This is a genomic window from Streptosporangium sp. NBC_01810 (assembly GCF_035917355.1).
Lineage (GTDB): Bacteria > Actinomycetota > Actinomycetes > Streptosporangiales > Streptosporangiaceae > Streptosporangium.
This window is the reverse complement of the sequence record NZ_CP109070.1, coordinates 7,487,321-7,509,568: the sequence shown is the minus strand read 5'-3', so window position 1 is coordinate 7,509,568 and position 22,248 is coordinate 7,487,321. Positions and strand designations below refer to the sequence as shown.

Genomic DNA, 22,248 nt, shown 5'->3' with positions numbered 1-22,248 from the left:
CGGCATATGTCTGACCAGCCGGTATGCCACTGCCTGCTCTGCGTCGAGCAGGAGGTGGAGCTCGACGAGGCCGATCTCGCGATGCTGCGAAGCGTCCGGAACCGGGGGTGGGCGGTTGTCATGATCCCGGAGGACGAGGACGGTCCCGGCTGGGCGTTCACCGTCGGGCTGTGGCACACGCTCCGCTCCCCCGAGGTGGTCATGCTCGGCCTCCGGGTGGACGTGATGGGCAACTGCCTCAACACCCTGGCCGACCAGATCGCCGCCGGACACCACCTGGTCGAGGGCCGGGAGCGGGACGACGTGATCAGGAACTATCCGGTCGTCGCGAAGACCGTGGACACCAGCTGGTACCGGTCGCTGTTCGGCACCGCGCTGCACTTCTACCAGCGGCCCCCGCTGCCCTTCATGGAGATCGTCTGGCCCGACGCCGCGGGCCGCTTCCCCTGGAACGACGGCTGCGCCCCGCGACTCCGGGAGCTCCAGCCCGCGCTCTGGATCCCCAAGGACGACCACGCCCCGGGCCCCTGGACCAAACTTCCCTGACGGAACCGCGGAGACGCCCCGAGGCCCCTGGCCCACCGTCGCCCTCCAGGGGACGCGCCGGAAATCGTACGACCACGGACCAGGCCGGGCCCTCACCCGCATGGGAACCCGGGTGGACGCGCCGGAAATCGTACGACCGCGAACCAGGCCGAGTCGCCCGCGTGGAACCCGGATGGACGCGCCAGAAGCCGTACGGCCGCGGACCAGGCCGGGCACCTGGCCTCACCCGCGCGGGAAACGCGGGTGAATGCGCTGGAAGTCGTACGGCCGAGGACGGAGATCGCGACTCCTGGAGTACAACGGGTACCTCCCGGTGAGGGACGCGCGGGCGGTGATCGCGCCGGAAGCATGAGCGACATGGAGACGCTCGATCTCGCCCGCCTGCAGTTCGCCGTGACCTCGGGGGCACACTTCCTGTTCGTGGCCCTCACCCTCGGCCTGGCCACGCTGCTGGCGATCACGCAGACCCGGGCGACGCTGACGCGCTCCGAGGTGCACCTGCGGATGACCCGGTTCTGGGGACGGCTGTATGTGATCAACTACGCGATGGGCATCCTCACCGGGCTGGTGATGGAGTTCCAGCTCGGGATGGCCTGGAGCGGGCTGACGCACTTCGCGGGGAACGTGTTCGGCGCCTCCCTGGCGATGGAGACCCTCGTCGCCTTCTTCATCGAGTCGACGTTCCTGGGCCTGTGGATCTTCGGCTGGGACCGGCTGAACCGCTGGGCGCACCTGGCCGTGATCTGGGTGGTCACGCTCACCGCCTACGCCTCGGCGTACTGGGTCCTCGTCGCCAACGGCTTTCTGCAGAACCCGGTCGGCGCCGAGGTCGTGGACGGGGCGCTGCGGCTCACCGACGCGGCGGCGGTGCTCACCAACCCCGAGGCGCTCCTCGCGTTCGCCCACATCCTCTCCGGTGCCCTGGTGACCGCCGGGTTCTTCCTCGCCGGGGTGAGCGCCTACCACCTGCGCCGCGGGACGGCCGAGCAGGAGTTCTTCCGCAGGTCCCTGCGGATCGGCGTGTTCACCACGCTGCCCGCGCTGCTGGCCAACGCCGCGTTCGGCGGCGTGCAGTTCCCTGCCCTCCAGCCGATGAAGAGAGCCGTCTTCGGCGGGCGGGAGGCGGAGATCGATCGGTTGCAGGCCGAGATGGTCACCGCCTACGGTCCGGGGGACTACATCCCGCCCGTCGCGGCGACACGGGTCGGCGCCATCGTCATGCTGGCTGTCTTCACGGTGCTGCTGCTCGTGTCGATGCTGAGCGTCCTGCTCGCCTCGTTCCGCCGGATGATCCTGGGGTCGCGGGCCTGGCACGTGCTGCTGATCGCGATGATCCCGCTGCCGTTCGTCTCCATGATCGCCGGCTGGGTGTTCAGGGAGGTGGGCCGCCAGCCCTGGATGGTGAACGGCCTGCTGAAAACCGAGGACGCGCTGAGCGACCTGTCCCCGGGCACGATCTGGTTCTCGCTGGTCGCCTTCATCGCGCTCTCCGTCCTGCTGATGGCCGTCAACACCTGGATCCTGGCGCGCAGCGCCCGCCAGGGCCCCGAGGCGCCCGCCACCGGCACCGCCCCGGCTGAACCGCTCCCGGTCCTGGCCTTCTGACAGATCTCGGTCCTGGCCTTCTAACAGCCCGTTCTCTGGCCCCTCCCGGCCTTCGCAAAGGGACATCGATGTGACTCCTCCGCTCCCTGAAGGGAGCGGCTTCTCGCTAAGCCGCTCGCGCAGCCTCACGAAGGGCAAGCCCTGCCCTGAGAATATTGATCGCCGCGTTCACATCGGCGTGCGCGCTGTGCCCGCATGCCGTACAGGCGAACTCGGCCTGGGTACGGCGGTTCTCCTTCGTGCAATGCCCGCACCGCGAGCAGGTGCGGGAGGTGTGGGCGGGATTCACCGCGATCAGCTCTCGACCGGCGCTTTCAGCCTTGTACGACAGGATCGTCAGGAACACCCCCCACCCCGCGTCCAGGATGCTGCGGTTCAGACCCGACTTCGCCGCACCGCCGTTGGGCAGATACCCACCCTCGCCATCGGGCCTCGGGGCGGCGCGCCTGGTCATGTTCGTGACACGCAGGTCCTCGTGGGCGATCACGTCATAGCCGCCGACCAAGGTCAGTGCGGCTTTGTGCGCCCCGTCCAGACGCCTGCGGCGCACCTGGGCGTGCAGTGCGGCGACGCGGGCCACCTGCTTGCGGCGTCGCGTCGAGCCGCGCTTCTTACGTGCCAGGTCCCGCTGTGCCCTGGCGAGCCGGTCGGCGGAGACGGCCAGGTGCCGCGGGTTGTCCAAAGGGTCGCCGTCGCTGGTGGTGACCAGCGACGCCACCCCCAGGTCGATGCCCACCGCCTTCCCGGTCGCGGGCAACGGCTCGGCGGGCACGTCGTCACACGACAGGATCACATACCAGCGCGAGCCCTCCCGCTTGACACTGATCGTCTTCACTGTGCCGCGTACTGGCCGGTGCCGGTGCACCCGGACGTGGCCGACACCTTGCAGGCGGACGTAGGTGGCGCTGGGGTGTTCGGGCTGGGAGTCCCAGCCGCAGCCGTCGCCGTCCCTGGGCCACTCGACGGTGTCGAACCATCCCTTGCCCTTGAAGCGGGGGAAGCCCGCCTTCCCGCCCGTCTTGAGACGCCGGAAGAAAGCTTGAAACGCCTTGTCCAGGCGGCGCAGGGTGGCCTGCTGAGAGGAGAACGACCACCGGCCCTGCCCACCGGTGTCCTCTGCGCGGATGTCCTTCAACTCCGCCGACTGGTCGCCGTACCTCACACTCACCCCCGCCTTGGCGTAGGCGGTGCGGCGGTGCTCCAGCGCGGCGTTGTACAGGGCGCGGTGGTCGTCCAAACAGGCGGTCAACGCGATCACATGCCCTGCGGTGGGGCGCAACAGGAACTTGTAGGACCTGCGCATCACACCACCACCCTCACTGGAACTCCTGTTCCCACCGTATCGAATGTCGAAAAGAGGCGACGCGGAATGCGCAGACCTGACAGGTCACCACACGCTCGGGCCTGGGCGGCCCTCCCGCTCCCGATTCCCCCGTCGCCTGAAAGCAACGATCCCCTCGGGAGAGTCTGATGGAAATCGCCCTGCTCGCGTTCTTCGCGGTCGGCTACTTCGTCCTCGCGGGCGCGGATCTCGGGGTCGGCATGCTCCTGCCGTATCTCGGCCGCACCCCCGAGGAGCGCGGCCGGGTGCTCGCCTCCATCACCCCGTTCTTCCTGACGAACGAGGTCTGGCTGGTCACGGCGGTGGGCGTAATGGTCGGCGCGTTCCCCGTGCTGGAGGGGGAGATGCTCAGCGGGCTGTACCTGCCGTTCGCCGCGCTGCTGCTCGGCTGGGTCGCCCGTGACGCGGGGATCTGGCTGCGCGGGCAGGTGGATCGGGTCGCCTGGCGGGCCTGGTGTGAGGGCGCAGTGGTCGTGGGCAGCTGGGTGGCGGTGCTGAGCTGGGGGTTCATCCTCGTCGGGATGGGCGACGGGTTCACCGTCGGTCTCGGTGCGCTGGTCGCCGCTCCGCTGGGTGCCGTCCTGTTCGCCGCCCACGGGCTGGCGCTGGCCGGGCTCCGGCTCGAAGGCGCCCCTCGGCAGAGGGCACGGCGGTTCGCCGGACCCTCTGGTGGGCGTACGGTCTACGCTCTGACGTCGGTCGGGATGGCTCTGGCCTGTCTGCTGGCCGGAGCCCGCCTGCCACTGGCGGAGAACCTGGCGGATCCGGCGACGCTCGCCCTGCTCACTCCCTCGATGCTGCTGCTCACTCCCCTGCTGGTGGCGTCACAGGTGTGGCTGTGGTGGCTCTTCGGCCGCGTCCAGGTCAGGCAGTGATCATGAAAGCCAGCCCGAGCAGCACTACTACGGGGATGACCCAGACCACGGCCTCGATTGCGAACTCCTTGTACACGGCGAGCTTCTCCCTTTGATGCATGAAAGCGGTGATGCGCAGCATATGCGCACCTGGAGGCATCCACACACCCGGGTTGGCGGCCTGCCTCAGGCGGGCGAGGAGGCCAGGTAGTGGAAGCTCGGTTTCGGATGCATCAGGAAGTCATGGTGAGAGATGTTCCAGGCGTAGGCGCCCGCCATGGTGAACTCCACCCGGTCACCGGGCCTCAGTGCGACCGGGCGTGGGCGTCGAGCTCGGCCAGGTCGTAGACATAGGCGGGCAGCCGCCCGGCGAGGACCGGCACCGAGGGCCGCGTCGCGGCTGTGGCCGTGGCTGTCACTGCGGCTGCGGCTGCGGCTGCGGCTGCGGCTGCGGCTGCGGCTGTCACTGCGGCCGTGGCTGTGGCTGTCACTGCGGCTGCGATTGTCACTGCGTTCTCTCCGATCTCGACGTGAGCGTGACGGTTGTGACCGGCCCGAGCCCGAGGGCGGGTCGCTTAGAACTCGTCGTACCCGGAGACCTGGCCGATCGAGAAGACGTGCCTGTTCGCGGCGCAGATCGTCTCCAGGACGTGGACGGGCGTGTCCTCGCTGGAGTAACCGGCTCGAAGGACCTGCACGACCCACTCCCCCGGTTCGAGTTCCAGGGTCTCGTACTCGAAGGATGTCGGCGGGCGAGCCGTCAGATCCTCCTCCGCATGACCGAAGGCGTGACCGAGGGCGACCAGTGCCGACTGGAGCGACGGCTTGACGAACTCGGGTTCGGCGATGCGCGTCCTCCCGAACAGGTCCACCCGGAAGTAGCTGGTGGCGATCCGCACCGGAACCTCGTTGGCCGTCATCATCTTCCGGCGGGCGATCACCTCGGCGCCGGGTTCGACGCGCAGGCAGGCCGCCACGTGATCACTCGCCGGCTCCGGGCCGACATAGAGCATTCTGCGGTCCGGCCTGATCCCCTGCCGCTCCGCCTCGACGAGAAAGAGGGACGCGGAGGCGCGCACGGCGGGGTCGGTCGGCAGCGCCCGCCGCACCAGAACCTTTGGCGCGCGGGCCGCCGCCCCCTCGGGGGTGCGGGCCGTCGGCCCCTTCCTCATCTGGGATATACGACCGGGAGAGACGCCCAGACGTGCCCCGATCTCCTCCAGGCCCATGCCGGAATCACGAGCCTCGGCGATCGCCTGGCGACGCATCTTTGCCGCTTCCTCGACAAGCTCCTGCTCCTCGGTCATGAGACGACCCAGAAGCCGTGCACGCTCAATGGGGTCACTCAGCCCGGAAACATCACGCAGCGTCTTCAGATCCATCGGGGACCGCCTCCTCGCGCTCGACACCGAGTGGAATTTTAGCCCCCCTACAGCAAGAGGATCCGCAGTCGAACCTCTCGCCGGGGCGGGCCGGATTCCAGCGCCCGGCAGCACGGGCGGGAATTCGGGTCGACCTCCCCCAAAATGGCGATGATAACCGAATGTAATATTGCGACTACATCCAAAGGAGGCTGTTGACGATGACAGATGCGAGTGGCGAGGAGCAAGATGTCGTCGCCGAGCGGCTCAGGTTCGGGACGGGCCTCGCCGAGAGCGAGCGTCAGGAGATCATCGAGCGATTGGCCGGGCTGGGGAAGCGACTGCTCTCCTATCCCGGTGACGCGGTGGAACTGCGGCTGAGCGTCAAGGACCGCGACACGCCCCAGCAGCGGGTGACGCTCGAATGCGTGCTCCCGGGGACGGAGCCGCTGGTGGCCGGCTCCGACGAGCAGGATCTGTCCACCGCGCTCGCGGAGGTCCGCGACGAGCTGATCCGCCAGTTGGGCAGGCTCAAGACCAGACGGGACCCGCGCCGCGATCATCCGCACCGGCCCTGAGCCGTGGGTGAGTCGCATGCGCCCGCATTACCCTCTCTTGAAGCATTTATGGGGTAATGCTGACCCGGAGTCGGCTTCCGGGGATCGCAAAGGCTCCGAAGGGCTACGGTGGACAGCGATGACGGCCAGGAGGAGATCATGCGACAGCTGAGGCGCGGCGCGCCCTTCGGCTGGCTGCTGACCCTGCTGCTGCCGCTGCTGGTCTCCGGGGGACTGGGCGGGAGCACCTCCGCCCTCGTACGGCACACCGCGGTCGTCCAGGCCGTCGGCGAGCATCAGCCGCTGTCGCGCCCGCTCCTCGACAGCGTGCAGCGGCATTCCCTCGCCTCCGGCTTCGCCGGCACCGGGACCGGTCTGGGCGGCGGGGGCGGCCACCCGCTCGCGACCCCGCCCGCCGACCTCCGGCACCTGTTCCTCGCCACCGGCCCGCTCACCCGCCCGGCGGGTGACGAGGACACCCACCCGCTCGCGGCCCTGCTCGTCAGGCCGGGGCGCGCACCACCCGCCTCCACAGCCGACTGAAACACCCCGGAACCGCTCCGGGTCTCTTCGCCGTACGCGAAAACGTCTCCGCCACGAGCGGAAGACATCTTTCCCATGAGCGGAAAACGCCTTCGCCACAGCCGAAAGGCGTTTTCGCCGTACGCGAAGCGTGCCGCCGTACCTGAACGCTCCTTCGGCCTGACCGAGGACAACTCCCCCAGCCTGTGGAGGCTTCCATGTCGCGTGCCTCGCTGGTACGCGCGATAGCGGCGTTCGCCGTCATCGCCACCTCGCTGTACATAGCCCTGACAATGTCGCCGCGCCTCGGTCTCGACCTGCGCGGCGGCACCCAACTCGTCCTGGAGACCCAGGACTCACCGACGGTCAAGGCCGACGCCGCGGCCACCGACCGCACCCTTGAGGTGCTCCGCCGCCGGGCCGACAGCCTGGGCGTGGCGGACGCGCCGCTGGCCCGCTCCGGCGAGCGGCGCATCATCGTGGAACTGCCGGGTGTGCAGGACCCGACCAAGGCCGCCGAGGTCATCGGCAAGACCGCGCAGCTCACCTTCCACCCCGTTCTAGGCGCCCCCGACCCGGGAGCGAAGACCAAGCCTGGCAAGGGAGAGCAGATCCTGCCCGACGATCGCGGCGCCCCGCTGCACATCGGACCGGCCGCCCTCACCGGCGACGGCGTCGGCGGTGCCGAGGCCGGGATCGACGCCCAGCAGGGCGGTGGCTGGTTCGTCACCGTCGACTTCCGCGATCAGGGACGTGCGGCGTGGGCCAAGCTGACCGGCGAGGCGGCCTGTAACCAGCCGGGCGACCCCAAGCGCAGGATCGCCATCGTGCTCGACTCCAAGGTGATCGTCTCGCCCCAGGTGAACGAGGACGTGGGCTGCAAGGTCGGCCTGCCGGGTAACACCACCCAGATCACCGGTGCCTTCACCTCCGAGGAGGCCTCGGACCTGGCCCTGCTGATCAAGGGCGGCTCGCTGCCGGTGCCCGTCGAGATCGTCGAGCAGCGGACCGTCGGCCCGACGCTCGGCGCCGCCGCGATCAAGGCCAGCGCCTGGGCCGCGGTCATCGGCATCGCGCTCACCGCGCTTTTCATCATCGTGATCTACCGGCTGGTGGGCCTTCTCGCCGCCATCGCGCTGGCCTGCTACGCCCTCATCGCGTACGCGGCGCTGGTGGGGCTCGGTGCCACGCTCACCCTGCCGGGTCTGGCGGGCTTCGTGCTGGCCATCGGCATGGCCGTCGACGCCAACGTGCTGGTCTTCGAACGGGCACGTGAGGAGTACGCCGAGACGCCCAACCTCGGCGGCTCGCTGGAGAAGGGCTTCCGTAACGCGTGGAGCGCGGTGGCCGACTCCAACGTCACCACCCTGCTCGCCGCCGGGCTGCTGTTCTTCCTGGCGTCCGGTCCCGTGCGCGGCTTCGGCGTCACGCTGAGCATCGGCGTGATCGCCTCGCTGATCACCGCGATGGTCATCACGCGCGTCCTGGCCCAGTGGGCGGTGAGGTTCAAGGTGGTGTCCGCACGGCCGAAGATGACCGGCCTGGCCGACATCGGGCGCGTCCGCAGCTGGCTGAACACCCGCAAGCCGGACCTGATGAGCCGTCGCGGGCTGTACTTCGCGATCACCGGCCTGCTGGTGGCCGTGTCCATGGCCGGGGTGGCGGTGCGGGGGCTCGACTTCGGCGTGGAGTTCACCGGGGGCAGGCTCGTGGAGTACTCCACGACCACCCCGATGAGCGCCGACACCGCCCGCGAGCTCGTCAGCAAGGCCGGGTACCCCAACGCGGTGGTGCAGGCCTCTGATGACGACATCTCCGTACGGACGGGTCAGATCACTCCCGCCGAGGTGGTGAAGATCGAGAAGGCGCTGGAGAGTGAGGGCGGCCAGGTCACCAAGGAGCGCGACGAGCTCATCGGGCCGAGCCTCGGGGACGAGTTGCGCCGCAACGCGCTGATCGCGCTGGGCGTCGCGCTCGCCGCGCAGCTCGCCTACCTCGCCTTCCGGTTCCGCTGGACGTTCGGCCTGGCGACGGTGGTGGCCCTGGTCGCCGACGCGACGATCGTGATCGGCGCGTTCGCGTGGCTGGGCAAGCCGGTGGACGGGGTGTTCCTGGCCTCGATGCTCACCGTGATCGGCTACTCGGTCAACGACAAGGTCGTGGTCTTCGACCGGGTCCGCGAGATATGGGGTGCGCGGCCGAAGAGCTCGTTCGCCGAGGTGGTCAACACCTCGATCCTGCAGACCGTGCCCCGTACCGTCAACACCGGCCTGGGTGCGCTGTTCATCCTGGCCGCGCTGGCGGTGCTCGGCGGCGACTCGCTGACCGACTTCGCGGTGGCGCTGCTGATCGGGATCATCGTCGGCACGCTCTCCTCCGCGCTGGTCGCGGGGCCGGCGGCGATCGAGCTGGAGAAGCGCAAGCCCGGCGCGCCGCCGCGGCCCAAGCGGAAGGGCCCGGCTCCCGCCCGCCAGGGTTCGGGCGCCGTACTCTGACCCTCACGCTCTGGCCAGGCGGGCACGGCCGGTCTGCTCTGGTCTGAGCGGCAGGGGCAGGGGCAGGGGCAGGGGCAGGGGCGCGTATCGCGTTCCGGCCCGGGTCCGATGGGCGGCTCCTCGCGGGATCCCGCGAGGAGCCGCCCATTTCCGTGGCTTCCCCACTAACCCTACAGAAGATAGGCGCATTTATGCATAAAACTATTTCGATGGGCGATTAAAACCGTAAATTCCCGGAAGGCCGAAGCACCCGGCAGGGCACAACCACTGATGCGAGAGCTTCGAACGTTGAAGCGGAACGGTCACGAACACGGGGAGCAAGTATGAGCCATGCGGTGAAGATGAACCCTCAGGTACAGAAGAGCATCGACATGTGCCTGGAGAGCCACAGCCGTTGCGAGCAGACCATGACCTACTGCCTCACACAGGGGGGTCGGTACGCCGACATGGCACTGATAGGCCCGCTCATGGACTGTGCCGACATGACCCGCCTCTGCGCGGACATGATGATGCGCCAGTCACCGATGGCGAAGGACATGGCCACGATGTGCGCGAAGGCGGCGAACAAATGCGCCGACGCGTGCATGTCCATGGAGAGTGACCCGATGATGAAGGAGTGCGCCGACGCGTGCCGGGCATGGGCCAAGGCGTGCCAGACGATGGCGAACGCGCGAGCCTGAGCCGTCGGCCGGTCCCGAACAACCCTCGCAGAACCACAGGGTCCTCCGAGGGTAGCGACAAAACAAACGAAAGGGGCGTCGCCGATCGCATCGGCGGCGCCCCTGCCCGTGTAGCACCCCCGAGCAGGCTGCCCGTACAACGCCCTGGGCAGGCTGTCCATGCAGTCCCAAGCAGGCTGCCCGTACAGCACCCCGGGCAGGCACGATCCTCCCGGCTCAGCCGACACCTGGAACAGGCGCAATCCCCCGGACTCAGCCGGGAAGGGCGCCCCGAATGCCGCTAGTGTGCTTGCCGTCTGATTTCCCTGCTGCCAAAGGCGGATGCGATCGTGGCGGACGACTACGCGACAACTTTCAAGATCGTCGATGTTGACGGTGACGGCCTCATCTCGGTCTCCGAGCTGACAAGGCTCATGGAGGTGCTCGGTCAGCCGATCACCCCCGAGGGGGCCGCGGCGGCCGTCGCCGGCATCGACGAGGATGGCGACGGCCTCATCTCCCTGGACGAGTTCGCCGGCTATCTCGCCCAGACCCGGGGCTGACCGACCTGACCCGATCGGGGTGCCCGTCCAGGGCCTGAACGAGGCACCCCGATCAGATCCGGCCCCACCACCGCCGACGCCCACCCGCAGACGCCCGACCGGCGCCAGATCTCACCAACGGCCGACCCCGACGGCCGATCCCGGTCGCCGGCCCTGGCCGGACCATCCGTCACCGACGACTTCACCCGGCGGAGTTCAGCGGGCGGAGTTCAGCGGGCTCCCGGGGAATCCGCCCTCCGGAGTAGCGGACGCGCGCCGATGATCTACCCCTGACGGGGCGGCCGCCTTCTCGACGCCCATCGTCGGCCCCGCGGCGTGTTGACTCGCCGTTGACCAGACAATAACTTTGAGTAGTTATTCCAATATCTAGCGTGACGGATATTCGAGGTCGCGCGTGAACCCCGACATTTCGGAACGGACGTCGGACGCGGATCCCCCTCCCGAGTGCGACCTCCGATCTCACGCGCGAAGTCGTCCGGCGTGCCGTCGCATCCCCGCGAAGGGTGACCCGCGGCTCTCGGCTGACCGTCTCGGGGGAAGCGCGGGAAGCGCGCTCACACAGGAAGAGGCAGCGCATTGAGTAGCGCATCCAGCGGACATGCGGGGAGCGCACCGCACGACTCGCGCGGGGCCCGGCATCCGGCGACCGTCATGGCCGAGCAGATGGCCGACGTCTTTCTCGACCTTGGCTACCGCGTCGTCGAGGGGCCCGAGGTCGAGGCCGAGTGGCTCACCCTTGACGCGCTCAACATGGACGACGGCCACCCCGACCGCGCCTTTCACATCGAAGACCCCGCGGAGCCCGGCGAAAGGTCGGGCCTCGTGCTGCGCACGCGCACCTCACCGGCGCAGGTACGGGCGACGCTCGGCACGGCACCTCCGTTCCGCCTGGTCTGCGCGGGCCGCGCCTTCCGTCCCGGCCCGGCCGACGCCATCCACAGCCCGGTGTTCAACCAGGTCGAGGGCCTCGCCGTCGACCTGGGGCTCACCATGGTCGACCTGAAGAAGACCCTCGACCACTTCGCCGCCTCCGTGTTCGGCAGGGGCACGGTGACCCGGCTCCGCACCCACCGGTCCGCCTACACCGACCCGTCGGCGAAGGTGTACGTGGAGTGCGCGGTCTGCCGAGGCGTCCGCCCAGACGTCTCCGGAGATGCCTCCGCGAGCCCGTGCGGGACGTGCGGGACGTGCGGCGGCGAAGGATGGGTCAAGTGGGGCTGGTGCGGCACGGTCCGCCCACGGGTGTTGACCACCTGCGGCGTCGACCCGCACAGGTACGGCGCGTTCGCCTTCGGCATGGGCGTCGAGCGCACCCTGATGCTCCGGCACGGTCTGAAGGACATCCGCGACATCATCGACGGCGACATCCGCTTCCCCCTCGGGATGGACGAGTTCGCCCCCGGCGGCAGGCCCCGGCCCAGTCCACGCCCCCGGAGCACGCCCCCCACGCGGGCCGTACCGGCCGCGCGGGCCGTACCCGATCTGGAGACCATCCCGCTGACGCGAGGCGGTCACGGCAGGAGAGGATCACCGGGACGGGAGGCCGGCGGGGGGCTCAGCCGGTCGCAGAGCCTGCGACGGCGGATCGGGCACGCGCTGGCAGGGGCGGGATACGTCGAGACACCGCGTTTCCCCTTCGTCTGCGCCGCCGCGTGGGACGCCTTCGGCCTGGCGCCCGGCGACCCGCGCCGCACCACGCTGACGCTCACGAACCCGATCAGCCCGCGCGAGCCGTCGCTGCGCACCACGCTCCTCCCCGGGCTGCTGGCCGCGCTGGGCCTCAACCTCGCCCTGGGAAATCACCACCCGGCGCTCTTCGAGCAGGGAGTGGTCTTCGCACCCCTCACGGGCGCCGGCCCCGCGCCCTTCCCCCCGTCGGATCGCCGCCCCGCCGAAGGCCGGCTCGACGCGCTGAACGCCGCTGTCCCCGCCCAGCCCAACCATCTCGCCGCCGCCCTGACCGGCGAGTCGTCGTGGGCCCGTGCCGTCGACGCCGCGCGAACGGCCGCGCACGTCATGGGGGCCGGTCTGGTCACGCGCCCCACCGAGTACGCGCCCTGGCTGCCGGGACGCTGCCTGGAGCTGCTCGTCGGCGAGTCGGTGCTCGGCCACGCGGGTGAGCTGCGCACCGCTACGGTTCAGGCCCTGGGACTGCCACCGGGGACGAGCGTCATGGAGATCGACCTCACCGCGATGGAACACCTCACCGATCACGAAGGCAGGTGACGTCCTCCCCGCCGGGTCGGGCGGCGATCGGCCCGAGAAGGATCAGGAGGCGGGGATTCCACCGCTCACCCCGCCGGCCAGGTCTGCCGGTTCACGGGCCTGGAGCCTGGGGACGACACCCCCTCATCTCATGACAGGGTCCCGGCGAAGCCGGCCGGAGCCGTTTCACCGGGACATCTCGGGAGTGCGTCAGGCTGTCGTGAGATAGATCTGGCCGAAGGCCTCGGAGAGCTTCTTGAGGTCGGCGGCCACGTCCACCTCGGGGTTGGCCGGGTCGTAGACGGCGGCCAGGCGGCGCTGGATCGGGGTGAGCTTCTTCAGCTGGTCCCAGGCGGTCAGCCGATTCTCGGCACCCTGGGCGTTCTGGACGCGGGTCCAGACGTTCACCTGCTGGGCGGCTCCGTCCTTGACGGGCACCGACAGCCGGGAGGCGATCTGCTCGTCGGTCACCTGGCCGACGAGACCGGTCTCCTCCGCGGCGATCTGGGTCAGGACGTCCCACGATCGGGCGCGGACCTGGATCCACTGGTTGCGGTGGGCCTGCTCGGCGTCGATCTTCCAGGTGTCGTAGCCGCCGTACAGCAGGCCGGTGTCCAGGGAGAGCTGGTCGACGCGGCCCGCGATCAGCGGAGACTCGATCTTCTCGGGGGCGAGCAGCGGGTACCGCTTGCGCATCTCCGCCTTGCAGGTGTCGTCCGCGCCGCAGGCGAGCTCGGGAACCACCGTGTGGACACCCAGCCGCTTGCCGGGCGCGACCTGGCGGAGGGCGTCGGAGGCCGCGGTGACGAACGCGGTGATCTCCGCATCCGTCTTGAACGTGGTGTTGTAGCCCAGCTGGGAGGTGAAGCGGATGCCCGCGACCTCCGGGCGCGCGGCCAGCGCGCCGATGCGCTTGACCGCGGCGGTGAAGGTCTCGCTGCCCGCCTTCCAGTCGTCGGCCAGCTCGGTGTCGACCCAGACCCTCAGCTGCAGGGCCTTCGCCGCGGTGATCGCCTGACCTGCCGGAGTCTGCGCGGCCGCCGCGACGGCGGCATCCTGGGTACTCGTGGCGGTCGGCTTGGCGGCACCGGTCAGTTCGGGTCCGGGGACGGTGCCGTCGCCACCCTCGCCGTGCCCGTTGATCGAGCACTGCCGGCCCGCCTCACACTCGGGCGTGCCGTCCTCTCCCGCGCCCTCGGGGAGGGGGGAGTTCTCGCCGCCCTCGGCGCCGCCGTCGAGCGGCTCCGGGCAGAAGGATCCGGCGGCCGAGCAGTCGATGAACTTGCCGTTGGACGGGGTGGCCTCTCTGAGGTTGGCGGCGTCGTCGCTGCCCCAGAAGAGCGCGACGCCGAGGGCCTCCTCCGGCTTGGCCAGCCAGTGACACACGATGTAGGCCGGGGCGTCGGCCCCCAGCAGATCGTTGCAGCTGCGGGGATCGTCCTGCGAGTACGCGGCCCCGGGCGTCATGATCCCGACGAGCGCGAGCGCGGCGCCGACGGCGAGGGTCCGGCGCAGAGTAAGTCGCATGTCCTGAACTCCCCGGATAAAGCCAGCCAAAACGATCGACCCACACTTTACCCAGATCGCAATGGGCTCAACAGACCCGGTCAAGGACCCACAGGACTTCGATGCCTTCCGGCTGATCCGGCGTCCCACGCGGGCAGGAGCCCGGGGCATTGCAGGTAGCCGGAATGCCGAGCTCCTACTGGTGTGAAGCGGCAAACGGATGCTGCCAGCGCAGACGGCGGGCGACAAAGACAACATCATGGTGGTGCGGGCAACCGCCCGGGGCAGCGGAGAACCTCGGCCGCGGCGTCAAGCCGATGATGAGACTCCGCTCCCCTCCTTGAAAGCACGCCGATTGGTGCAGACCGAAACAGGACCTTCATGTCATCGTACGCCAACGATCTGAGCAGCCGGTTCCACGGGCTTCCAGGGTCGGATCAGATCATTTGTCTCGTCCTGGCGACCGGCGACCTGCTGAAGCGGATGGAGAGCGCCAGGAACCGGATCGACCGGTCGCTGGTCCAGCAGCGGCGATTCGTGTCGGACGCCTCGCACGAGCTGTTCACCCCGCTCGCCGGGCTCAGGGCTCTCCTGGAAGAGGCCCGGCTGCACCCCGAGGAGACGGACCTGAGCGAGCTGCTGGGAAACGCGCTGAGAGACGTCGACCGGCTTCAGAAGATCGTTAGCGACCTGCTGATGCTGGCGAAGGTCGGTACGAACCCACCGGACGCGTTCGTCAGCACGGACCTGGGTGAGCTGGCCCGCGCCACGGTCTCGCGGCGCGGGGACGACATCCCCGTACGACTTCGGCTCGCCCCCGCTGTCAGGGCGAACGTCGTCGACGCGGAGATCGACCGGCTCCTCTCCAACCTCCTGGACAACGCGCAGCGCCATGCCAGGCGCACGGTGCTGGTCGAGGTGCGCAGGGACGGTGAGTACGGCGAGCTGGTCGTCACCGACGACGGGGACGGCATCGCCGACGCCGACAGGGAACGGGTCTTCGAGCGGTTCACCCGGCTGGACACGGCCCGCTGCCGCAACCGGGGAGGCATCGGGCTCGGCCTCACGATCGCCCGCGACATCGCCGAAGCCCACCTGGGGACCATCGAGGTGGACGGCTCCCCCCTGGGCGGCGCACGGTTCGTCCTCCGCCTTCCGCTCGCCACCGCCGCACGGTTGGACGACCATGGAGAGACCGCTTCCTGCGGGCCCCCCACCCCCTGACCCCCACCCCCTGACCCCTGACCGGACGGCCGCCCGTCCAAGCTCCCCCGGACCGGCGACCGAGTTCCCTCTCCGGCCCGCTCGCCCGGGGCCTCCCGGGCGAGCCTGCCCCATCGGCCGCCGACCGGTGGGGCAGGTCCCCCGCTCACCCCGGCGAGCCGGCCGCGGCCGTCAGTTCTCGATCGGCACCATCACCAGAAGCGACGTGCCCTCCTCCGCGGAACTCGTGATCGTCAGCCTTCCGCCGAGCGTCTCGACGCGGTCCCTGAGCCCGATGAGCCCCGACCCCCCGCCGTACTCGGCTCCCCCGGTCCCGTCGTCGCTGACCGAGAGCCGGGCCGTCGCCCCGGTCACGCCGAAGGTGACGCACACCACGGAGGCGTGCGCGTGTTTCACCACGTTGGTCAACGCCTCCGCCGCCGTGTAGTAGAGAGCCACCTCGACGCGTTCCGGCAGGCGCGGGACGGAGCCCAGCTGGAGTTCGACCGGAACGGCGGAGCGGCGTGCGAGCGTCTTCAGCGCGGGTGCGAGACCGCCCTTCGAGAGAATCGCCGGGTGGATGCCCCTGGAGAGCTCCTGCAGATCCTCCACGACCCCGGTCAGGCCCTGGACCGTGTGAGACAGCTGCTCCCTGAGCTCGGTCATCCCCGGCGGCACTCCGGCCTCCACCGCGCGCAGTTCGAGCCCGAGCGAGACCAGTCGCTGCTGGGCACCGTCGTGCAGGTCACGCTCGATGCGCCGGCGGATCTCGTCGGACGCCGCGACGAGGCGCGTCCGGGAGGCGGCGAGATCGGCACGGGCCTGCGCGTTCGAGATGGCGGTCGCGATCAGCTCGGTGAAGTCCGTCATCCGCTCCTCGGCGCCTTCAAGCCTCGGCTCCCAGCGGCTGTAGAAGGCGAGCACCACACCCCACAATGAGCCGTCGACGATCACGGGAGAGCCGAGCGCGGAGGTGACGCCCATGTCACGGGCCAACTTCATGATCATTCCCGAGGTCTCCGCATAGTTCGTTATCCGGGCCGGCCTTCCCGTCCTCAGCACCATGCCGGAGATGACCGTCTCGTTGATCGGCCACTGCGAGCCGAGAGGCATCACCTCGTTTATGTCCTCCCGGAGGCTCCACGAGCCCACCACCGTCGTGTGGCCGGGATCGTAGCGGCTGACCGACACGTGGTCCGCCTGCATGAGGGAGCCCATTTCGCAGGCGACCGCGTTGAACAGCTCCGTCGAGGAGATGCCCCGCGCCACGAGGGTCGCGACACGCCGCAACGTCGCCTGCTCCTGCGCGATCCTGCGGAGCTCGTCACGACTGGACGCCAGCACGGCCCCGACGCTCTCGCGATCGCGGGCCGCCCGCAACAGTGCTTCCAAAGAGGGCAGCATCCGGTCGCGCAGGCGTATCCGCACGTCTTCCGGCACACCGGCGGGAAGGACGAGCGTGCCGATCCGGCCGCCGTTCTCCATGAGCGGCAGAACCTCGCCGTGCTCGCCGGCGGGGACCTCCTCAAGCCGGATCTCCAGGCCCGGCACCTCCAGAGCCCACGCCAGAAGGTGCGAGGCCGGCGGCAGCGCCGCGCTCAGGTTCTCCGTACGCAGCAGGATGTGGGCCAGTTGCACGGTGAGGTCCGCCTCGCAGCGACGTTGGCTCGTCTGGACGCCCAGTGAGCGCACCCGTGCCGCGATCAAACAGGTCGCCAGCCCGACGAGAAAGAAGATCGAAATCGGGGTCCAGAGCCAGTCCTCCTTGGGGATGAAGCTCCCCACTGGGGGAAGGGTGAAGTAGTTGAAGGCGGCGGCACTGGCCAGCAGGGTCACCAGCCCCGGCCACAGGCCCCAGACGACCGAGACCAGCAGAACGCCGAGCAGGTAGATCTCCCCCGAGGAACCGCCCGGTGTCAAGCGGCCCAGAAAAAGGGACAGCAAAACTTCCACCGCGATGCACACGGCGCCGCCTATGATCCCCAGCACGAAGGATTGACGCTTTGTGTGCGTCAATGACGACAGCAGCCGCTCGCGCATGGATACTAAGATACTCGCATGTAAACGAGATATTTCACACTTCATTCCGGACCGTACCCCGCTCGTGGACTTACGGCCCACTGTCCAGAGTATTGAGAATTCCTTAACCCTGAAGTGGCCATTCTTTTAATGATGGGTCCGGCGGGAAAAACACCGCGAAAGGGCGATGATCGTGCACGAGAACCGGATACGGGTAGCAGTGGCGGACGACGACGTGCTTTTCCGCGAGGGGGTGTCGAGCCTGCTGGCACGATCGGGCTTCGAAGTCGTCGGCCAGGCCGGAGACGCGGTGGAGATCCTCTCCCTGGTCCGTGAGTACCGGCCGGATCTCGTCATCCTCGACATCCGGATGCCCCCGACCCACACGAACGAGGGCCTTGACGCGGCACAGGTGATCCGCGAGGAGTTTCCGGAGATGGGGATCCTCCTGCTGTCGGCGCACATCGAGGTGGAGGAGGCGATGGAGCTGCTCGCCACCGGGCACCGGGTCGGCTACCTGCTCAAGAGCCGGGTGACCGGGGTCAGCGACTTCATGGAGACGCTTGAGCGCGTCGCCCAGGGCGGCTCGGTCGTCGATCCGAGCCTGGTGCGGGAGCTCATCAAGACCCGCCACAGGGACGATCCGCTGGGGCTTCTCACCACGCGCGAGCAGGAGGTCCTCGCCCTGATGGCCGAGGGACGCTCAAATGCCGGCATAGCGAGCAAACTCTGGATCACCGAGGGCACGGTCGAGAAGCACGTGCACAGCATCCTGTCCAGGATGCGGATACCGGGATCGGGAGACGACCACCGCCGTGTCCTCGCCGTACTGGCCTTCCTCGAAGCCCGCTGACCCGGATCGCCGGCGTGGCCTGAAGGACCGATCGGGAAATCCACGGAACACGCCCCGGATCAGCTGGAGCCCAGATCCCCTTCGTCGCAGGTTTCCCGGAGAATGTCGCGGATCGCCGCCCCGGAAAGGGCTGACTTCGCCAGGAACGCGATGGCGGGACTGGCCCTGATCATGTCCACGAAGTCCTTCTCGGCGTGGGTCGAGATCATGATGACGTGCGGACGGCCCTCGGGTGGCACCCGCGCGAGCCGCTGCGCGACGTCGAAACCGTTCTCCTCACCGAGATCGATGTCGACGAGCGCGACGTCCGGCCGGGAATCGCCGATCTGCCGAAGGGCCTCGTCGCCCGCGGAGGCCATGCCGACCACGACGATCCCCTCCCGCTCGAGCAGCGCACGGGCGGCACGACGGAAGTGATCGCTGTCATCGACGATGAGACATCGTACGGCCACATATCGAGGATCTCAGGGAAGCGGCGTCGGCACATTGCAGCTAGCGGGAAAATCGGTCGGAGTCCGAGCGCCTCACACGCGCGTCCACCTCGGCGAGCGGTTCCACTGCCCGGGCGGCGCGATAATCGGGGACATGGTTCCAGCCCAGTGGGTGTCCTAGATGCCGGCCGAATCCTCGCAGACCCTGGAGCGCGGCCTGCGGCTGCTCCGCCTGCTCGCCGACGGGCGCCGGGGCCGCACGCCCACGGAGCTGGCGGCCGAGCTGGAGCTGAGCCGCCCGGCGGTGTACCGCCTGCTCACCACCCTGCAGAGCGAGGGTTTCGTCCGCCGGGACGGCGGCGGGCGGGTCCATCTGGGCTTCGGGGTTCTCGTCCTGGCCCGTGCCGTGCAGCCGCTGCTCCGGGAGGGCGCCCTGCCCACCCTGCGCGGGCTGGCCGAGGAGGTGGGCGCGACCGCGCACCTGACGGTGGCCGAGGGCGATGAGGGCCTGGCGGTGGCTGTGGTCGAACCCTCCTGGACGAACATGCACGTCGCCTACCGCGAGGGGTCCCGCCACCCGCTGACCCGGGGTGCCGCCGGGCTGGCCATCCTCGCCCTGCGCGAGGGCCGCACCGGCTACCAGGTCTCCGAGGGCCAGCTCCAGGAGGGTGCCAGGGGCATCGCCGCCCCCGTACCCGGCCTGCCCTGGCTGGAGGCGTCGGTGGGCGTGGTCGCCTTCACCCCCCTCGACCAGGACTCCGTCGGCCCCCGGGTGGCCGCCGCCGCCGCCGAACTGTCCGGCTCGCTCACTTGAGCATGACCCCTCCCCCGCACCCCGAGCTCCATCGCTCCCCGGGTGGCCGGCCCCATCCGCCGGACGGTTCCGCATATTAAATACGGTGATAAACGACAAGCAGCGACGAGAACGGCACAGGACTGGCAAGATGGCAAAGTAGAGATCTTCCCTCTCACGCACCAGAGAAAGAGCCCCCGTGCCTGACGAGACCCTCCCTCACACCTCCGGCCGGCAGTCGGTGAACCCGATCGACTCCAGCGTGGCCCACTCCGCCCGGATCTGGAACTACTGGCTCGGCGGCAAGGACAACTACGCCATCGACCGCGAGATCGGCGACCAGTTCGTCGGGATATTTCCCGAGATTGTGGATATTGCCCGTTCCTCCAGGGCCTTCCTCTCCCGCGCCGTCGAGTACATGGCCGACGAGGGCGGGATCCGCCAGTTCCTCGACATCGGCACCGGGCTGCCCACCGTCGACAACACCCACCAGGTCGCCCAGCGGGTGGCCCCGGACGCGCGCATCGTCTACGTCGACAACGACCCCATGGTGCTGACGCACGCCCGCGCCCTGCTGACCGGCACCGCCGAGGGCACGACCGAGTACATCGACTCCAACGTGCGCGACCCCGACAGGATCCTGGAGGCCGCCCAGGCCACCCTGGACTTCGACAGGCCCATCGGGCTCATGCTGATGAACATCCTGGGTCACATCACCGACATCGATGAGGGGCGGTCGATCGCACGTCGCCTGCTGGAGGCCCTGCCCTCCGGCAGCTACCTGGCGGTCGCCGACGGCACCAACGTCATCAAGGGCGGGAAGTTCGAGAAGGCCATCGCCATCTGGAACGAGGCAGGCTCGGTTCCGTACACCCTGCGCAGCCCCGAGCAGATCGCGAGCTACTTCGAGGGCCTGGAACTGGTGGAGCCCGGCGTGGTCTCGTGCCCGCTCTGGCGTCCCGGCCCTTCGATCGTCGGCGGCCTCCGCGAGGTGGACGAGTTCTGCGCCGTCGGCCGCAAGCCCTGATGCACTAAGCACTTTCTGTCACGGAGCAGCCGGGCCCGCCTCCCCAGCGGGCCCTTGGCACCCGGATCAACCTCACCCGGGTGAAACGAGCAACCGGGCCCGCCTCCCCAGCGGGCCCTTCTTTCATTCAGGGGCGGCTCTCCGCCTTCTTCTTGAGGTTGTCTCTCCGCCTTCTTCTTGAGGTTGTCTCTCCGCCTTCTTCTTGAGGTTGTGGAGCCAGTCGGCCAGCGAGGCGTCCAGTGCCGCCTGCAGCGCGGGGACGTTCGCCGACACCGGCGCAGCGACCGACCCGCACGACACCGGCGCAGCGACCAACCCACACGACACCGGCGGCCGCGACCGACCCGACCGAGTCCCCGGAGGGATCCGCGAGAACGGGCCGGCCGACAGCCGGGCGGGTGCCGCTTGACATCCCTCCCACCCTGGCGGATGGTTGTTCATATAAAGGACATATGCGTCCGATAAGCGGACAAGGTGGGGGAAGTGGATGCCGTACTACCGGGTCGTGGGGGAGATACCTCGCAAGCGGCATGTGCAGTTCCGGCGGCCCGACGGCGGGCTGTACGCCGAGGAGCTGATGGGTGAGGAGGGGTTCTCCAGCGACTCGTCGCTGCTCTACCACCGCCATCTCCCCACGGCGATCATCAAGGCCGAGGCCGTCGAACCCACCGAGGCCGGCCGGCTCGCCCCCAACCTGCCCCTCTCCCCCCGCCACCTGCGCACCCAGGACCTACCGGTCGGGGGCGACCTGGTCACCGGGCGCGGGCTGCTCGCCGGCAATGCCGACGTCCGCATGTCGTACACCGCGAGCGAGGCGCCCAGCGAGCTCTACCGCAACTCCATGGGCGACGAGTGCGTCTACATCGCGAGCGGGCGGGTCAGGTTCGAGTCGACGTACGGGGTGATCGAGGCAGGTGAGGGCGACTACGTCGTCATCCCCACCGGAACAATCCACCGCTGGGTGCCGCAGGGCCGCGTCACGGCGTTCACCATCGAGGCCGCGGGACACATCCGGCCCCCCAAGCGCTACCTGTCCACCCACGGCCAGTTCCTGGAGCACGCCCCCTACTGCGAGCGCGACCTGCGCTCTCCTGACGAGCCGCTCATCGTCGAGGGCGAGGAGGTGCCGGTGCTGGTCCGCACGCGCGGCGGGCTGACCCGGCTGGTCTACCGCAACCACCCGTTCGACGTGGTCGGCTGGGACGGCTGCCTCTACCCGTACGCGTTCAACATCAACGACTTCGAGCCCGTCGTGAAGCGCACCCACGCCCCGCCGCCGGTGCACCAGACCTTCGAGGGCCCGAACTTCGTGATCTGCTCGTTCTGCCCCCGACCGCTCGACTTCCACCCCGACGCGGTCCCGATCCCGTACAACCACCACAACGTCGACTCCGACGAGCTGATGTTCTACGCGGGCGGCGACTACACGGCCCGCAGGGGCTCGGGCATCGACGTCGGCTCGGTCTCGCTGCACCCGGCCGGGTTCACGCACGGCCCGCAGCCCGGCGCCGTCGAGGCGGTCATCGAGGCGGTCCGGCAGGGCCACACCCAGACGAGCGAGCTGGCCGTGATGGTCGACACCTTCCGCCCCCTCGACCTCGGCCCCGCCGGCCTGTCGGTGGAGGACCCCGGCTACGCGTGGACGTGGGCCCGTTGACGGGCGGGTGCCCGGCGGCGGGTTCGGCTCCCACGGCCGGCCCAAGCACA

Annotated in this window: 20 protein-coding genes; 14 read left to right on the top strand and 6 right to left on the bottom strand. The window is 69.3% G+C overall.

Going from position 1 to position 22,248, the window contains the following annotated elements; translation table 11 throughout:
- Positions 1-6 precede the first annotated feature (6 nt).
- Both OIE13_RS33985 and OIE13_RS33980 read left to right on the top strand, forming a co-directional pair.
- A complete protein-coding gene (locus OIE13_RS33985) occupies positions 7-546 on the top strand; it encodes a DUF4262 domain-containing protein (protein ID WP_326645324.1) in 540 nt (179 codons plus the stop codon).
- Positions 547-903: 357 nt separating this feature from the next.
- Positions 904-2,151 (top strand): cytochrome ubiquinol oxidase subunit I, encoded by a 1,248-nt coding sequence (locus tag OIE13_RS33980; RefSeq protein WP_326645326.1) that lies wholly within the window; start codon positions 904-906, stop codon positions 2,149-2,151.
- A gap of 106 nt (positions 2,152-2,257) precedes the next feature.
- Here OIE13_RS33980 and OIE13_RS33975 read toward each other — a convergent pair whose 3' ends face one another.
- The gene (locus OIE13_RS33975) at positions 2,258-3,454 is read right to left on the bottom strand and encodes an RNA-guided endonuclease InsQ/TnpB family protein (RefSeq protein ID WP_326645328.1); all 1,197 of its coding nucleotides are present in this window, start codon (positions 3,452-3,454) and stop codon (positions 2,258-2,260) included.
- 167 nt (positions 3,455-3,621) lie between these two features.
- Between OIE13_RS33975 and OIE13_RS33970 the strand changes: the two genes are divergently transcribed.
- The gene (locus OIE13_RS33970; RefSeq protein WP_326645331.1) at positions 3,622-4,368 is read left to right on the top strand and encodes a cytochrome d ubiquinol oxidase subunit II; all 747 of its coding nucleotides are present in this window, start codon (positions 3,622-3,624) and stop codon (positions 4,366-4,368) included.
- Here the strand turns inward: OIE13_RS33970 and OIE13_RS33965 are convergent.
- Together OIE13_RS33965 and OIE13_RS33960 are read right to left on the bottom strand one after the other, a co-directional pair.
- Entirely contained in the window at positions 4,358-4,489 is a 132-nt protein-coding gene (locus tag OIE13_RS33965) for a hypothetical protein (protein ID WP_326645333.1), read from the bottom strand. The two genes, OIE13_RS33970 and OIE13_RS33965, sit on opposite strands and share 11 nt — an antisense overlap.
- A gap of 433 nt (positions 4,490-4,922) precedes the next feature.
- Positions 4,923-5,729, bottom strand: coding sequence for a GntR family transcriptional regulator (locus OIE13_RS33960; RefSeq protein WP_326645335.1), 807 nt, complete (start codon positions 5,727-5,729; stop codon positions 4,923-4,925).
- Between the two features lie 200 nt (positions 5,730-5,929).
- Here OIE13_RS33960 and OIE13_RS33955 point away from each other — a divergent pair, with 200 nt between their 5' ends.
- The 6 genes from OIE13_RS33955 to OIE13_RS33930 all read left to right on the top strand — a co-directional run bounded on the left by OIE13_RS33955 (position 5,930) and on the right by OIE13_RS33930 (position 12,730).
- Positions 5,930-6,286, top strand: coding sequence for a hypothetical protein (locus tag OIE13_RS33955; RefSeq protein ID WP_326645337.1), 357 nt, complete (start codon positions 5,930-5,932; stop codon positions 6,284-6,286).
- Positions 6,287-6,424: 138 nt separating this feature from the next.
- The gene (locus OIE13_RS33950; RefSeq protein ID WP_326829235.1) at positions 6,425-6,808 is read left to right on the top strand and encodes a hypothetical protein; all 384 of its coding nucleotides are present in this window, start codon (positions 6,425-6,427) and stop codon (positions 6,806-6,808) included.
- A 197-nt stretch (positions 6,809-7,005) separates the two neighbouring features.
- Positions 7,006-9,282 carry a protein translocase subunit SecD gene (gene secD, locus OIE13_RS33945; RefSeq protein ID WP_326645340.1) on the top strand — a complete coding sequence of 759 codons (2,277 nt, stop codon included), beginning with the start codon at positions 7,006-7,008 and terminating at the stop codon, positions 9,280-9,282.
- Between the two features lie 323 nt (positions 9,283-9,605).
- Positions 9,606-9,962 (top strand): four-helix bundle copper-binding protein, encoded by a 357-nt coding sequence (locus tag OIE13_RS33940; RefSeq protein WP_326645342.1) that lies wholly within the window; start codon positions 9,606-9,608, stop codon positions 9,960-9,962.
- A gap of 329 nt (positions 9,963-10,291) precedes the next feature.
- Positions 10,292-10,504, top strand: coding sequence for an EF-hand domain-containing protein (locus OIE13_RS33935; RefSeq protein WP_326645344.1), 213 nt, complete (start codon positions 10,292-10,294; stop codon positions 10,502-10,504).
- Positions 10,505-11,080: 576 nt separating this feature from the next.
- The gene (locus OIE13_RS33930; protein ID WP_326645346.1) at positions 11,081-12,730 is read left to right on the top strand and encodes a tRNA ligase subunit PheS family protein; all 1,650 of its coding nucleotides are present in this window, start codon (positions 11,081-11,083) and stop codon (positions 12,728-12,730) included.
- Between the two features lie 189 nt (positions 12,731-12,919).
- On the opposite strand, the gene OIE13_RS33925 is transcribed toward OIE13_RS33930, so the two are convergent.
- Positions 12,920-14,236, bottom strand: coding sequence for a hypothetical protein (locus tag OIE13_RS33925; protein ID WP_326829234.1), 1,317 nt, complete (start codon positions 14,234-14,236; stop codon positions 12,920-12,922).
- Positions 14,237-14,596: 360 nt separating this feature from the next.
- Here OIE13_RS33925 and OIE13_RS33920 point away from each other — a divergent pair, with 360 nt between their 5' ends.
- The gene (locus OIE13_RS33920) at positions 14,597-15,439 is read left to right on the top strand and encodes a sensor histidine kinase (protein WP_326645350.1); all 843 of its coding nucleotides are present in this window, start codon (positions 14,597-14,599) and stop codon (positions 15,437-15,439) included.
- Positions 15,440-15,610: 171 nt separating this feature from the next.
- Here OIE13_RS33920 and OIE13_RS33915 read toward each other — a convergent pair whose 3' ends face one another.
- A complete protein-coding gene (locus OIE13_RS33915; RefSeq protein WP_326829233.1) occupies positions 15,611-17,458 on the bottom strand; it encodes a sensor histidine kinase in 1,848 nt (615 codons plus the stop codon).
- Between the two features lie 166 nt (positions 17,459-17,624).
- Between OIE13_RS33915 and OIE13_RS33910 the strand changes: the two genes are divergently transcribed.
- On the top strand, positions 17,625-18,290 hold the full coding sequence (locus OIE13_RS33910; RefSeq protein WP_326645352.1) for a response regulator transcription factor: 666 nt from the start codon (positions 17,625-17,627) through the stop codon (positions 18,288-18,290).
- A gap of 59 nt (positions 18,291-18,349) precedes the next feature.
- Here OIE13_RS33910 and OIE13_RS33905 read toward each other — a convergent pair whose 3' ends face one another.
- Positions 18,350-18,742, bottom strand: a complete 393-nt coding sequence (locus tag OIE13_RS33905) for a response regulator transcription factor (protein ID WP_326645353.1) — start codon at positions 18,740-18,742, stop codon at positions 18,350-18,352.
- A 160-nt stretch (positions 18,743-18,902) separates the two neighbouring features.
- Between OIE13_RS33905 and OIE13_RS33900 the strand changes: the two genes are divergently transcribed.
- The 3 genes from OIE13_RS33900 (at position 18,903) to OIE13_RS33890 (ending at position 22,198) form a co-directional block, all read left to right on the top strand.
- Positions 18,903-19,535 carry an IclR family transcriptional regulator gene (locus OIE13_RS33900; protein ID WP_326645355.1) on the top strand — a complete coding sequence of 211 codons (633 nt, stop codon included), beginning with the start codon at positions 18,903-18,905 and terminating at the stop codon, positions 19,533-19,535.
- A 178-nt stretch (positions 19,536-19,713) separates the two neighbouring features.
- A complete protein-coding gene (locus OIE13_RS33895) occupies positions 19,714-20,541 on the top strand; it encodes an SAM-dependent methyltransferase (RefSeq protein WP_326645356.1) in 828 nt (275 codons plus the stop codon).
- A 487-nt stretch (positions 20,542-21,028) separates the two neighbouring features.
- Positions 21,029-22,198, top strand: coding sequence for a homogentisate 1,2-dioxygenase (locus OIE13_RS33890; protein WP_326645359.1), 1,170 nt, complete (start codon positions 21,029-21,031; stop codon positions 22,196-22,198).
- Positions 22,199-22,248: the final 50 nt, after the last annotated feature.